Origin of the sequence: Phascolarctobacterium sp. Marseille-Q4147, assembly GCF_017968825.1 — a bacterium.
In the GTDB taxonomy this organism is placed as follows: domain Bacteria; phylum Bacillota; class Negativicutes; order Acidaminococcales; family Acidaminococcaceae; genus Phascolarctobacterium_A.
This window is the reverse complement of sequence record NZ_CP072874.1, coordinates 108,171-121,353: the sequence shown is the minus strand read 5'-3', so window position 1 is coordinate 121,353 and position 13,183 is coordinate 108,171. Positions and strand designations below refer to the sequence as shown.

At 48.7% G+C, this 13,183-nt stretch carries 11 protein-coding genes, 1 tRNA gene and 1 pseudogene; 11 read left to right on the top strand and 2 right to left on the bottom strand.

Annotated features, from left to right (window positions below; all coding sequences use genetic code 11):
• Positions 1 to 25: 25 nt before the first annotated feature.
• Positions 26 to 1,222: a pyridoxal phosphate-dependent aminotransferase gene (locus tag KAH19_RS00470; protein ID WP_210684684.1), complete on the bottom strand. Its 1,197-nt coding sequence runs from the start codon at positions 1,220 to 1,222 to the stop codon at positions 26 to 28.
• 136 nt (positions 1,223 to 1,358) lie between these two features.
• Between KAH19_RS00470 and KAH19_RS00465 the strand changes: the two are divergent.
• The 4 genes and pseudogenes from KAH19_RS00465 to KAH19_RS00450 form a co-directional block, all read left to right on the top strand.
• A pseudogene (locus KAH19_RS00465) lies at positions 1,359 to 1,529 on the top strand (AbgT family transporter); the annotation flags it as partial.
• Between the two features lie 206 nt (positions 1,530 to 1,735).
• The gene (gene pepT / locus KAH19_RS00460; protein ID WP_210684682.1) at positions 1,736 to 2,980 is read left to right on the top strand and encodes a peptidase T; all 1,245 of its coding nucleotides are present in this window, start codon (positions 1,736 to 1,738) and stop codon (positions 2,978 to 2,980) included.
• A 74-nt stretch (positions 2,981 to 3,054) separates the two neighbouring features.
• Positions 3,055 to 3,130, top strand: a tRNA-Ala gene (locus KAH19_RS00455).
• 106 nt (positions 3,131 to 3,236) lie between these two features.
• The gene (locus KAH19_RS00450) at positions 3,237 to 4,823 is read left to right on the top strand and encodes an AAA family ATPase (protein WP_210684681.1); all 1,587 of its coding nucleotides are present in this window, start codon (positions 3,237 to 3,239) and stop codon (positions 4,821 to 4,823) included.
• Between the two features lie 120 nt (positions 4,824 to 4,943).
• On the opposite strand, the gene KAH19_RS00445 is transcribed toward KAH19_RS00450, so the two are convergent.
• Entirely contained in the window at positions 4,944 to 5,501 is a 558-nt protein-coding gene (locus tag KAH19_RS00445) for a hypothetical protein (protein ID WP_210684680.1), read from the bottom strand.
• A gap of 171 nt (positions 5,502 to 5,672) precedes the next feature.
• Between KAH19_RS00445 and ppsA the strand changes: the two genes are divergently transcribed.
• The 7 genes from ppsA to KAH19_RS00410 all read left to right on the top strand — a co-directional run bounded on the left by ppsA (position 5,673) and on the right by KAH19_RS00410 (position 13,182).
• On the top strand, positions 5,673 to 8,048 hold the full coding sequence (gene ppsA / locus KAH19_RS00440) for a phosphoenolpyruvate synthase (protein WP_210684679.1): 2,376 nt from the start codon (positions 5,673 to 5,675) through the stop codon (positions 8,046 to 8,048).
• Positions 8,049 to 8,208: 160 nt separating this feature from the next.
• Positions 8,209 to 8,658, top strand: coding sequence for an A24 family peptidase (locus tag KAH19_RS00435; protein WP_210684678.1), 450 nt, complete (start codon positions 8,209 to 8,211; stop codon positions 8,656 to 8,658).
• The gene (locus KAH19_RS00430; protein ID WP_210684677.1) at positions 8,655 to 9,770 is read left to right on the top strand and encodes a PilN domain-containing protein; all 1,116 of its coding nucleotides are present in this window, start codon (positions 8,655 to 8,657) and stop codon (positions 9,768 to 9,770) included. The genes KAH19_RS00435 and KAH19_RS00430 overlap by 4 nt, the downstream gene beginning before the upstream one ends.
• Positions 9,767 to 10,294: a hypothetical protein gene (locus KAH19_RS00425; protein ID WP_210684676.1), complete on the top strand. Its 528-nt coding sequence runs from the start codon at positions 9,767 to 9,769 to the stop codon at positions 10,292 to 10,294. Before KAH19_RS00430 ends, KAH19_RS00425 begins: the two co-directional genes overlap by 4 nt.
• 132 nt (positions 10,295 to 10,426) lie before the next feature.
• Positions 10,427 to 11,377, top strand: coding sequence for an ABC transporter substrate-binding protein (locus tag KAH19_RS00420; protein WP_210684675.1), 951 nt, complete (start codon positions 10,427 to 10,429; stop codon positions 11,375 to 11,377).
• Complete coding sequence (locus KAH19_RS00415) at positions 11,377 to 12,375, top strand: iron ABC transporter permease (protein ID WP_210684674.1); 999 nt, start codon at positions 11,377 to 11,379, stop codon at positions 12,373 to 12,375. The genes KAH19_RS00420 and KAH19_RS00415 overlap by 1 nt, the downstream gene beginning before the upstream one ends.
• Positions 12,376 to 12,378: 3 nt before the next feature.
• Positions 12,379 to 13,182 (top strand): ABC transporter ATP-binding protein, encoded by an 804-nt coding sequence (locus tag KAH19_RS00410; protein WP_210684673.1) that lies wholly within the window; start codon positions 12,379 to 12,381, stop codon positions 13,180 to 13,182.
• Position 13,183 lies beyond the last annotated feature (1 nt).

Here is a 13,183-nt window from a genome sequence, read left to right as displayed (position 1 = left end):
TGTAAGCGTTTAATTTTTGGCAGGCTTATTTTTTTACACGGCCGGGATATGCTTTGAGAGCTTCGCCCAAAATGTAGATAGCGCGCTCCAGATCCTCGCTCTTTAATACATAAGCAAGGCGTGCTTCGTTGATGCCGCTGCCGGGGGTGTTGTAGAAGCCGTTACCGGGAGCAAACATAACGGTTTCGCCGTCGATAGCGAAGTTTTCCAGAGTCCAGATAGCAAATTTCTCTGCATCGTCAACAGGCATGTTAACCATGATGTAGAAAGCACCCTTCGGATCGGAAGCCTTCACGCCGGGGAGCTTCTTCAAAGCTGCAACGATGGTGTCGCGGCGTTTTTTGTATTCCTTGTTAACTTCTTCCAGATAGCTTGCCGGAGTGGTGTACAGAGCTGCTGCACCAACCTGCTCCAGAATCGGGCTGCACAGACGAGCCTGGCAGCATTTGATAACCTGCTTGCTGAGCTCTTTGTTTTTGCTGATGATGCAGCCGATACGCGCACCGCAGGCGCTGTAACGCTTGGAAACGGAATCGATGATGATCAGGTTGTTGTCCAGCTCGGGCATGGTGCCGAAGCTGCGATATGCACCGTCATAAACGAATTCACGGTATACTTCGTCAGCGATTAAAGCCAGGTTGTGCTTGCGCACGATGCGGGAAATCATGTCCTGCTCTGCTTCGGTATAAACTACGCCGGTAGGGTTGCCGGGGTTGGTGAGCAGAATTGCTTTGGTTTTCGGAGTGATGTGCTTTTCGATTTCTTCTTCGCTGGGCAGGTGGTAACCGTTTTCTACGCTGGTAGGAACAGCGTTGATTTTAGCGCCGAACTCCTTGCAGAAGGTGGTGTAGTTAGCGTAAAAGGGTTCGAAAACCATGATTTCGTCGCCGGGGTCGCACAGAGCCATAACTGCGAAAATCAGGGCCTCGCTGCCGCCGTTGGTAACGAAAATATCTTCAATAGCATAATCCATGCCTTTTTCTGCATAATATTTCTGTACAGCCTTCAGGAGGAACATTTCGCCCTTGGAATTGCTGTAGGCGATTACCGGTGCCTGGAATTCACGCACACTGTCCATGAATTGTGCCGGAGTGGCAATATCAGGCTGGCCGATGTTCAGATGATAAACCTTTTTACCTGCAGCCTTGGCTGCGTCAGCATACGGGGACAGCTTTCTGATAGGAGATGCTGTCAGGCTTTGAATACGTTGAGAAAGTATCATGAAAAAAACTCCTTGCTATTATTTATTGTTTGGGGCAGTTGTAACTGCTTTGTTTATTATAGCACAGATTTTGCCGAGATTGTATATAGTAAAATATTAATACTGTATACATTTGACTTTTTGACGCAAGCACTTTTACTGCCAGAAGTATGTGAAGAGCGCCGGTATCGGTACGCTGAGCTCCCTGATGCTGCCGTACACTATTACGCTGTTGGTTACTTTGACTATTATGCTGTATGCTTTCTGGTTTATGGATATACCTCTGGGATTACAAGCGGACTATGTATATCCCAAACGTATAATGTAATATTATTTCAGAGATGATATAATGAAGATAGCCTCTCCCCGGGGAGAGGTGCCGAGCTTGTCGAGGCGGAGAGGGGTGACATCATGCAAGCTCTTCTCTTGTCCTATAGTTAATTCACCTTGCCTCCCCTCAAAGGGGAGGTGGCTGCGAGCATAGCGAGCAGACGGAAGGGTGTTATATGTATTTATGAAAGAAGGTCTTTGAAAATGTCTATACAAGAACGTTTGACTGAACGCTTTTTACGTTACGCTGCCGTACCATCTCAAAGTAAGGAGGGCTGTGCTGTTGTTCCCAGTACTCCCGGCCAATGGGATATGGCTAAGCTGCTGAAGGAGGATTTGGCTGAGCTTGGTCTGGTGGACCTGGAAATCAGCGAATTCTGCGTGCTGACCGGCCGTCTGCCGGCTAACCTGCCTGCAGGCCACGCTCCCGTGCCGAATGTAGGCTGGGTTGCGCATATGGATACCGTTGACGTAAACCTTTCTCCCGAGGTATATCCGCAGATTGTGAAAAACTATCAGGGCGGCGATGTACTGCTGAACGCTGAAAAGCAAATCTATATTAAGGTAAGCGAGCATCCCGAGCTGAACAAATATATCGGCAGCGACCTTATCACCACCGACGGTACCTCCGTACTGGGCGCAGATAATAAGGCTGCTGTTGCCAACCTGATGGTAGCACTGGAAACCATCATTAAGGAAAACCGTCCGCACGGCGAAATTTATGTAGCCTTTGTTCCGGATGAAGAGGTTGGCCTTTGCGGTTCCAAGAAGATGGATTTCAGCAAGTTCCCGGTTGAATTTGCATATACAATTGACTGCTGCGAGCTGGGCGAGGTTGTATACCAAACCTTTAACGCGGGCAGCGCACACATCAAAATCAAGGGCGTAACCGCACATCCGATGTCCGCCAAGAATACTCTGGTTAACCCGGCGCTGGTTGCCGTAGATATCATCAACTGCTTCGACAGAATGCAGACTCCGGAGCACACCGAGGGCACCGAAGGCTTTATCTGGGTGCAGGCTATTAAATCCAACGCTGCGGAAGCAACTGTGGATATCAAAATCCGCGACCATAACAAAAAGATGTATGAAGCACGCAAAGAATTCATCCGTCATGCTGTGGAATATGTACAGGCCAAGAATCCGAAGGCCGGCATTGAGCTGAATATCACCGACGTATACGGCAACATCGCCGATGCGCTGAACGATGACAATAGAAAATGCGTAGAGTACATTTTCGAGGCTATGAAGGAGCTGGATATCGAGCCGAAGGATATCGCTATGCGCGGCGGCACCGACGGCTCCTTTATTTCCACCAAGGGCATCCCGACGCCGAACTATTTCACCGGCGCGCTCAACTTCCACTCCAACTGCGAGTTTATGCCGATGGCTGCCGTGGAAAAATCCTGCCTGATGACTTTGAAGCTGGTTGAGCTGATTACCAAATAAAAAATGCTTGACAAAAGCGTCGCTTTCCTGTAAAATCTTACTTGTTTCCGACGCAAATGCGCGCGAAGCCTTTTGGGGGCGTAGCTCAGCTGGGAGAGCACCTGCCTTGCAAGCAGGGGGTCAGGAGTTCGATTCTCCTCGTCTCCACCAATCGTTAATTAGCGGTCTTACTTTGGTAGGACCGCTTTTTTGTATTCCCTTAAAACACCAAAAATGTTATAATGTAATAGAGTATGTAAGAAGGAAGGAGAAACACATGGGAATCTTTTTGAACCCTGGAAATACTGCCTTTAAAGAAGCAGTGAATGCCAGAATATATGTTGATAAGACAAAGCTTATCGATTTCACTAACCAGTTCATCAATACGCCCCAGAAATTCATTTGCAGCAGTCGTCCGCGCCGTTTCGGCAAATCAATGGCTGCTGATATGCTCCTGGCCTATTACAGTAAGGAGAGCAAATCTGAAGAGCTTTTTGCAGGACTTGCTATTACAGACTGCCAAAGCTTTAAAACGCACCTGAACAAATACGATGTAATATACTTCGATGTTCAGGAATGCATTGACAACGCAGAAAGCATTGAAAATACTATAGAATACATAACCCAGAGTGTTCTGGAGGAGTTGAGCCTGGCTTATCCTGAGACAATACCGTCAGATACCAAGACGGTTTCCGAAGCACTGAACTATATTAATCAGGCTACCGAAAACAGATTTGTCATTATAATCGATGAATGGGATGCTATGTTCCGTGCCGCACCCAAGCAAAAAGAAACCCATGAAAAATATATTGCGTTTCTTCGCAGTCTGTTCAAAGGAGCAGGGGCAAGGCGTTTTATTGCGCTTGCTTATATTACAGGCATCCTGCCTATAAAGAAGTATAAAACGCAGTCGACATTGAATAACTTCATGGAATACACTATGATAAACCCCGGACCGATTGCTCCCTATTTTGGCTTTACGGAAGAAGAAGTAGCAGTACTTTGCAAAACTTACAACAAAGATTTTGGTAATATACGGCGCTGGTACGACGGCTACAGGCTGAGTGGCCTGCATATCTATAATCCTTTTGCTGTAACTAATTTGATCCTGCAGGGGAACTTTCAGAGCTACTGGCTTCAGAGCGGGACATACGAATCTGTTAAAGACCTTATCAGTATTGACTTTGACGGATTACGTAAGGATGTTATTGAGCTGCTCGCAGGTGGAAGCGTAAAGGTCAATCCCTATTTCTTCCAGAATGATATGGATTCTTTTGACGACAAGAATGATGTGCTTGCGCTGCTCATCCATCTAGGTTATCTTGCTTATAGTCCTGAAAAAGAAACCGCCGAAATTCCTAATGAAGAAATCAGGACAGAATTTCAGAAGGCTGTACAGTCCGTAAAATGGACAGAGATTCTAGACTTTCTAAAAGAATCTGAAAGACTGCTTGCTGCGGTTAATAGAAAAGACAACAATGAAGTTGCTAAGATTATTGAAGCTGTTCATGATACATCCGTTTCGATACTTCAGTACAACGACGAAAATTCTTTGAGCTACGTCTTAGACAAAGCTTTTCTGGCAACGATGAATTTCTATTTCAAGCCCAAAAGAGAACTTCCTGCAGGCAAGGGATTCGCTGATATTGTCTATATTCCTAAGCCGGAATACAGGAAAAACCATCCGGCATTAGTAGTCGAACTGAAATGGAACCAAGATGCCAAGACTGCAATTGATCAGATAAAAAAGAAGCAGTATCAGGAATCCATCAAAGAATATACCGATAACATCCTATTTATCGGTATAAACTACGATAGGAAAAGTAAAAAGCACGAATGCCTTATAGAAGAGTTCAAAAATTAAGTTCGATTCTCCTCGTCTCCACCAATCGTTAATTAGCGGTCTTACTTTGGTAGGACCGCTTTTTTGTGCGTAAAAAAAGACGCCCATGCTTATGAGCGTCTGCGTAAATTGTTTAATGGCTCAGCAGCCTTCGTTTTCTTCCCATTCCTCGCTGTTTTCGTTGATGTACCATTTGCCGTTGATGCAGATATTTTCTTCGATAGTACGCGGGCCCCAGATAACGCTACCTTCAGGGCCGTAGTCCTCGCCATCGTCGGGACAGGTGTCGTCATAGGTGATCAAGGGGACGTAATCATCGGCGCTGTCTGCTTCTATATTATTCACTTTATTGTATTGCTGTTCTTCCTCTTGTGGCTTCAGCAGCTTAGTATATGTGTACAAAAGCTGTGCGGCATAGACAACGGCGGAAAGCAAGACTCCCTCCTTCGGCAGGCCGCAGAGAACTAAAATGAAAGCCAGAACGGCTAAAAATACGCTGTGGGAGAAGCAGGCTTGTTCATCCAGCTTTTTCATCCTATGTAAAAGGTAAATAATCAGCAGTGTTAAGGGCAGCAGCACAAGAAAATAGCCTAATGATGTATGCGTAAAAATCAGAATAACGAGCGTTAAAAGGAGCATTAAAGCTATAAGGGCAATTACCTTTTTTATGTTACTGCAGAAGCTGTCGATAAAATTCATGGTACGCACCTCACTTTTATCTGTATTATAGCATGCCGGGGAATTTTCTACAAAAAATCCAAAAAAAACTGCAGAAATCGCTTGAATATGCCCTTTAAATGTGATATAGTATACACTATATTAAGGATTTCCCCAGAAAAAAGTATAGTATTTTAAAAGGAGCAAATTATTATGGAGAAAGAAAAAGCATTCCTGCTGTGGTTTGACCAGCTGGAGAGAAAAGACGTAGCAATCGCCGGTGGTAAGTCTTCTTCCTTGGGCGAGCTGACTTCTCATGTTGACGTACCTGTACCGTATGGCTTCGCAACTACTGCCTGCGCTTACAGATACTTCTTTGAAAAGACCGGTCTGTATGAAAAGATCAAAGCTTTAATTGCCGGTCTGGACGTAGACAACAGCGCTCAGCTGCGCGAGGTTTGCGCTAAGGTCCGCCAGGCAATTATGGACGAAGAAATGCCTCAGGATCTGCAGGACCTGATTGCCCAAGCTTACAAAGAGTTGGGTGAAAAGGTTGGCCAGGCTGATCCGTTCGTTGCTGTTCGCAGCAGCGCTACCGCAGAGGATTTGCCGGATGCAAGCTTTGCAGGCCAGCAGGACACCTATCTGAACGTAAAGGGTGCAGAAACCATTGTTGCTAAGGTTAAGGAATGCTATGCTTCCTGCTTTACCGACCGTGCGGTTTACTACCGTGAAAAACAAGGCTTTGATCATCTGGATGTAGCACTGAGCGCTGCAGTACAGATGATGGTATTTTCCAAGGCTGCTGGCGTTATGTTCACTGTTAACGTTGCTACCGGCGACGACAAGAACATCCTCATCGAGGGCGCATGGGGCTTGGGCGAATATGTTGTTCAAGGCACCGTAACTCCGGATAACTATACTGTAAATAAAGCTACCTGCGAGATTGTTGAAAAGAACGTTAACGCGCAGGACATTAAGCTGATCCGTAAAGCTGACGGCGACTGCGAAGAGGTTGTTGTTCCGCTGGATGAGCAAAACGAGCAGAAGCTGACTGATGAGCAGATCAAACAATTGGCTGAATGCGCTAAGAAAATTGAAGCACACTATGGCTGCTACATGGACATGGAATGGGGCGTTGACGAGCGCGATAACAAGGTTTACATCCTGCAAGCCCGTCCTGAAACCGTATGGAGCCGTCGTAACAAAGAAAATGGTGCACCGAAAGAGGAGAAGAAAGTGACTACTGATCGCAAAGTTATCGTTAAAGGCTTGCCTGCCAGCCCTGGTAATGTAGCAGGCCGCGTACATGTAATTTTGGATCCGTCCCATATCGACGAATTCAAGGAAGGCGAAATCCTCGTAACCGAAATGACCGCTCCTGACTGGGTACCGGCTATGAAGAAAGCGAAAGCAATCGTAACCGATAGCGGCGGAATGACCTGCCATGCTTCTATCGTATCCCGCGAGCTGGGCATTCCCTGTATCGTAGGTACCAAGAGCCGTGGCGAAGCTGCTACCACCACCATTCCCGATGGCATTGACGTAACCATCGATGCTACTCATGGTGTAGTTTACGAAGGCATCATCGAAGAGCCGAAGGCTGAACAACCGGCACAACAAGTAGTTGCTGCTGCTGAATACTTCCCGCCGACCGGCACTAAGATTTATATGAACCTGGGCGATCCTGAGCTGGCTGAAAAATATGCTACTCTGCCTTGCGACGGTATCGGCCTGATGCGCGAAGAGTTCATCTGGACTACCTATATCCATGAACATCCGCTGTATCTGATCAAAATCGGTCAACCGGAAAAGGTTGTAGACCAACTGGCTGAAGGCATCCGCCAAGTTTGCCAGGCTATGGCTCCGAGACCGGTAACCATGCGCTTCTCCGACTTCAAGTCCAGCGAATACCGCGACCTGAAGGGCGGCGACGAATTCGAGCCGAATGAGCCTTCCGCTCTGCTGGGCTGGCGCGGTGCTTCCCGTTACTATGATCCTAAATATATCGAAGCATTCAAGCTCGAATGCATGGCTGTTCGCAAGGTTCGCGAAGAGTTCGGCCTGAAGAACCTGAACGTTATGATTCCGTTCTGCCGTAACGTAGAGGAATGCGAAAAGGTTACCAAGATTATGGCTGACTGCGGTCTGTCCCGTGGTAAGGACTTCAAGGTTTGGCTGATGGCTGAGATTCCGTCCAACATCATTCTGGCTGACCAGTTCAACAAATTTGTTGACGGCTATTCCATCGGTTCCAACGACCTGACCATGCTGGTTCTGGGCTGCGACCGTGATAATGACACCGTTTCCCATATCTATGACGAACGTAACCTGGCTGTACGCCGTGCAATCCGTCACCTGATTGAGGTTGCTCATAAGGATGGCAAGACCGTTTCTATCTGCGGTCAGGCTCCGAGCGTATATCCTGAGTTCTGCGAGTTCCTCATTAAGAGCGGTATCGACAGCATGTCCGTTAACCCGGATACTGTTAAGTTCACCAAGAAGCTGGCTGCTCAAATCGAGCAACGCATCATGATGGATGCTCTGACCGGCAAAGGCCGTCAAGAGGTTGAGGACCTGAACTGGTAAGAGGCAATTAAAGACTTTCAGCTCTTTGGCTAAGCGCATTGGCTTTATCTGGAAGCAGAAAAAGTAAATATGCAGTAAAGAGTTTTAGGACTCCTGTATTGTAGTAAATGCAATGCAGGGGTCCTATTTGCTTTTTTGGGAAAAAATTAAGGAGGTAATCATGTTTTCCGTTATTTTTTTTCTTGGATTGCTTTATCACACCTATACCGATCTGAAATCTATGCTGCTTTATGACAAAGTAACATTAATTTTAGCGGCGGTTGGCTTAGTACGCGCGTGGTATGAGAGGCAGCTTTTTGATGCTGCTTACGGTGCTGGAATTATGTTGGCAATAATGTTGGTGCTGTATTTTGCCAGTCGCGGAGGTATGGGCGAGGGTGATGTCAAGTTAGCGCCGGCGTTGGGTATCTGGCTTGGCTTAGAGCAGGGACTATTGTGTTTGCTGCTCGCCTTTGTCAGCGGTGGCGTTGTAGGGGCATTATTGTTGCTGTGCAGGCGTGGGAAGCTGAAACAGGCGATTCCCTTCGGACCGTTTTTGTGCGCAGCAGCGGTTGCTGCGTATTTTTGTGGTAAAGAAATCATTACATGGTATTGGAGGATGTTCTTATGATGAAGTATGGTAAAAGTATTAGTGTTGAAGAACTATTTGAGCCTGTACTGTGCGCTTTGCGCTGCCGTTGGCGCCGTAAGCAGGCGCTTTTGCTGTTGTCACTGCAAACGGGGGAGGTTGCGTATTGGCAGAATGGTGAACATAGCTGGCAGGAGCAGCTGGATGAAGAGTGCCTGACAAATAAGCAAAGACTTACCGATGTTTTACGCGAAATTCTTTTGGCACGTGATGTAGAAGAGGGGGCAGCGGTTTTGTTGCTGCCTGCGGCAGCAATGATGTATTCTGAACAGATGGTGTTGCCTTCAATGCGGCGGCGTGAACTGCAGGCTGCCTTAAAATGGGAGGTACAGCAGAGCGTTCCTTGGATGCATGAAGACTATACTTATAGCTTTGAAGCACATGTTATCGGTGAAGCAGATGAACAGCAATATCAGGTGATGTTTGCAGCCTTACAGAATGCGTCGCGTGCTGAACTGGAGCAGCTGTGCAGAAGTTTAATGCTGAAGCTGCAGGGGATTTTGTTAGGCAGTAAAACGATTGATGAAGCAGCAGATAAATGGTTTGCCGGGAAGTCTCTTCCGTCAATATACAGGCAGAAGCAGAGACGCTTACAGGGGATAGCGGCCACTTTTGGCCGTTATCTGACAAAAGCAGGCTGTGCAACTTTAGGGTTAGCGATTTTGGCTTATGCCAGTGCCTGGGGAGGCTGTTATCTGGCGCAGCGCGATTTGCAGGAGGTAGAGCAGCAATTAGTGCAGAATACGGTGTGGAGGCAGCGTATGCAGGAAAGCGAGGCTGTTGAGCGTAACTGTCAGCGTTTGGAAAAGCTGTTGGCTGCAGCGTCTAAACCATCGAAAGAGGCCGTTGGTGAGTTGGAACGCATCTGCCGCCAGATGATGCCCGGCTGTTGGCTGACACTGCTGGAATACAACGGCAGTAAAAAACCTTTAGTGCTGCAAGGACAGGCGGTGGATAATTTGGCCTTGGAAAGTTTTGTGGAGCAACTGCAAAAATGTGGAAATTACAGCAGAGTAGAGCTTCTGCAATCGCAGCAGCAGGGTAACGTTCTTGTTTATAAACTGCAGCTGCAGATGAAGGAGGGGGAGCAATGAAGCATAGGGAAGCGACAATTAATATACTTGCCGGCGCAGCAATTTTAATAGCGATTGCTTTGTCAGTTAATGCGTGGACGCTGTGGAATGAACGTAAACTGGTACTGGAAGAGACGAACAAGCTGCAAACAGAGCTGACGCGGCAGATTCGCTTTGCTAATGAACACAGTGATTATAAGACATACCAGATTACATTGTTGGAGAAGCAAAAGAAATTAGAGCAGCAGGTAGAGCATAATCTGAACTTAAACAACATCCTGCAGCGCCTGCAAAAGCAGGCACGAGCGCAAAGCATTCAACTGAGTAGCATGCAGTTGGAGGGCAAGCCTGTGACTTTGCAGAATGGCTTGCAGATGCAGAAATTGCAAATAAGTGCTGTCGGTGATTTTTATTCCCTGCTTCGCTGGCTGCGGCAGGCAGAACGCGATGGCTGTAAGGTTAAGGAACTGCGCTTGCATAGTGACATGCAGGCAAAAGAAGTGCTGAAAATGGACATCTCACTGGAATTTCATACTGAAAACTGATTCACCCAATTAGCCTACGCTAATTTTAACTTGACAAAACCCCCATCTTATAAGATAATGTCATAGTAAAGTTAGACTAGGCTAATTTAATTTCAAAGATAGCACTAGCTAATATTGTAAAGGGAGTTGCGTATGAAAAAATATATCTTACTCGTATTTGTCGTAATCATAGCCCTGGCAGGCTACTTCCTGCTGGCAAGAGGCCAGCACAAGCTCGCAGCCAACGCCGCCGTCAGCGTAACCGACAGCACCGGCGCCAAGGTACACATCCCCGCGGAGCCCAAAAGAATCGTCTTTCTCAATGCCTCCAACCTGGAAATCTTCACCTCCATCGGTGGCAAGGCCGTCGGCAGACCTACCAGCACTTCATATCCCGACGACATCAAGGAAAGCATTAAGGACATCCCTGAAGTAGGCATGATTCACGCGCCAAATCTGGAAAAAATCATGAGCCTGAAGCCTGACCTGGTTGTAGGCACCAACGTACCCTTCCACGTAATGCTGCGCAAGCCTCTGGAAATGGCCGGCGTGCCGCTTTACCTGAACATGATAAACTCCTATGAGGACGTGCTGAAAAGCATAGACGACTTCGGCCGCTTTGCCGGCAGAGAAAAGGAAGCTGCCGCCAAGCGTGCGCAGATAGAAAAGGAATATGCCGCGCTGACGCATGACGTACAGAAGGGCAGGGGATCGAAGGTGCTGATCATCTTCGGCTCGCCGGACAGCTTCAACATGTCCACCAAAAAGAGCTTCGGCGGTGATCTGGCAGAGCGTTTGGGCGCCGTAAACATTGCGGACAAGGCCGAAAACGTGAAGGACAGCAGCTACATTCCGCTGAGCATGGAATTCGTAGCCAAGGAAAACCCCGACATCGTGATGCTGATTACCATGGGCGGAAGCAAGGAATTTCTGGAAAAGCTGCGCGCCAATATGCGTGACAACGCCATCTGGCATGACGTGAACGCCGTGAAGAATAACCGTGTGTACCAGCTGCCGCCGAGCCTGTTTACCGTTAACCCCGGCACGCACACTATCGACGCGATGAAGATTATGAAAAAATATATCTATGGAGAGGCCAAGTAATGAGTAATGATGCCAAAACAAAAGAAAAAATGCGTATAGCGGTCTTTTGCGGCCTGTGCATCCTGCTAGTCGCAGGCATCTTCGTGAGCATCGGCAGTGGTACGGTGAGCCTTTCGGTGGGCGAAACATGGGCGGCGCTGTTGGGAGAGGCAGATGCGGACACCGACCGCATTGTCAACCTCATCCGCCTGCCCCGTACAATCGTGACCGTGCTTGTAGGTTCTAACCTGGCGTTGGCAGGCTGCAACCTGCAGGGCGTGCTGCATAATCCGCTGGCAGACCCCGGTATCATCGGCGTGAGCGCCGGCGCAGGTCTTTTTGCGATGGTGATAATGCTGCTTTTCCCGGAACAATCTGCCATGGTGCCGCTGGCAGCCTTTGTCGGCGCCGTGCTTTCCACAGGCATCGTCTTTTTCCTGGCGTGGGAAAAGGGCATCAACCCGCTGCGAATGATTCTGGCGGGCGTGGCAGTTGCCACCTTCTTTGGCGGTGGTATGGCGGCGCTGAACGTGTTTTACAGCGACAGAATCCAGGGAACCGTAATGTGGATGGCTGGCGGCTTTCAGGGACGCAGCTGGGGGCATGTGGAAATGCTTTTGCCTTATAGCGCCATTGGTATTATCGGCACGATTCTTTGCGCCCGCTCGCTGAACGCTCTGCAGCTGGGTGATGAGCTGGCCAAAAGTCTGGGCGTGCGCGTGATGCGTATGCGTACAATTTTGATCTTTCTTTCCGCGCTGCTGGCGGCGGTTTCCGTAAGCGTGGCAGGCATGCTGGGCTTTGTGGGCCTCATTGTGCCGCATATAATGCGCCTGTTAATCGGCAGCGACCACGAATACCTGCTGCCCTGTGCGGCGATTGCCGGCGGTGCGGTGGTAACACTGGCTGATACGGCGGCAAGAACGCTTTTCAGTCCGCTGGAAATTCCCGTGGGCATCTTCATGTCCTTCATCGGCGGTCCGTTCTTTTTGTATCTGCTGAAACGGAGGATGCGTTAAGCTATGAATATCCCGACATTACATACACAAAAAATTACTCTGCGCTACGGCGAGCACACGATAATCAGGGACCTGACGCTGGATATTTCCCGTCCGGAGATTGTGACGATTATCGGGCCGAACGGCAGCGGCAAATCAACGCTGTTGAAGGCGCTCTGCCGCCTGCTGGAGCCTGCGACAGGCACAGTTTATCTCGACAGCAAGGACATTAACAAAATGTCCACGGAAGAGGTGGCGCGCACGCTGGCAGTGATGGCGCAGAGCGCGAACGCTCCCGGCGGCACGACGGTGGAGGAGCTGGTGTGCTATGGACGCCTGCCGTACCGCAGGTTCTTCGACGGCCTCAATCAGGAGGACCGCCTGGCGATTGAAGAGGCACTGGAGTTTACTGAGCTGGGACCGCTGCGTACGCGCCTTGTGCATACCCTGAGCGGGGGTGAACGTCAACGCGCGTGGCTGGCCATGGCGCTGGCGCAGAAGCCGAAGATTCTGCTGCTCGATGAGCCTACGACCTATCTTGATGTGCATCATCAGCTGGAGCTGATGGAGCTTGTGGTGCGCCTGCATCGCGAAATGGGGCTGACGGTTATCATGGTGCTGCACGATTTGAACCATGCGGCGCGCTACAGTGAGCGTCTGATTGCGCTGAAAAAGGGCACAATCATGGCAGACGGACCTACGGACGAGGTGTTCACGCAGACTGTGATTGAAGAGCTTTACGATGTGAAGGCTGTGATAATGCGTGTCGAGGCCAACGGGACGCAGTACCCCGTGTGCTTTCCGTATAGTGTAGAGGAGCATGATTAAG

Coding starts and splice junctions, on each gene's coding strand:
- KAH19_RS00420 (WP_210684675.1), top strand. CDS start 10,427: ATGAAAAAATATATCTTACTCGTATTTGTCGTAATCATAGCCCTGGCA.
- KAH19_RS00450 (WP_210684681.1), top strand. CDS start 3,237: ATGGGAATCTTTTTGAACCCTGGAAATACTGCCTTTAAAGAAGCAGTG.
- KAH19_RS00415 (WP_210684674.1), top strand. CDS start 11,377: ATGAGTAATGATGCCAAAACAAAAGAAAAAATGCGTATAGCGGTCTTT.
- pepT (WP_210684682.1), top strand. CDS start 1,736: ATGTCTATACAAGAACGTTTGACTGAACGCTTTTTACGTTACGCTGCC.
- KAH19_RS00435 (WP_210684678.1), top strand. CDS start 8,209: ATGTTTTCCGTTATTTTTTTTCTTGGATTGCTTTATCACACCTATACC.
- KAH19_RS00410 (WP_210684673.1), top strand. CDS start 12,379: ATGAATATCCCGACATTACATACACAAAAAATTACTCTGCGCTACGGC.
- KAH19_RS00430 (WP_210684677.1), top strand. CDS start 8,655: ATGATGAAGTATGGTAAAAGTATTAGTGTTGAAGAACTATTTGAGCCT.
- ppsA (WP_210684679.1), top strand. CDS start 5,673: ATGGAGAAAGAAAAAGCATTCCTGCTGTGGTTTGACCAGCTGGAGAGA.
- KAH19_RS00470 (WP_210684684.1), bottom strand. CDS start 1,222: ATGATACTTTCTCAACGTATTCAAAGCCTGACAGCATCTCCTATCAGA.
- KAH19_RS00445 (WP_210684680.1), bottom strand. CDS start 5,501: ATGAATTTTATCGACAGCTTCTGCAGTAACATAAAAAAGGTAATTGCC.
- KAH19_RS00425 (WP_210684676.1), top strand. CDS start 9,767: ATGAAGCATAGGGAAGCGACAATTAATATACTTGCCGGCGCAGCAATT.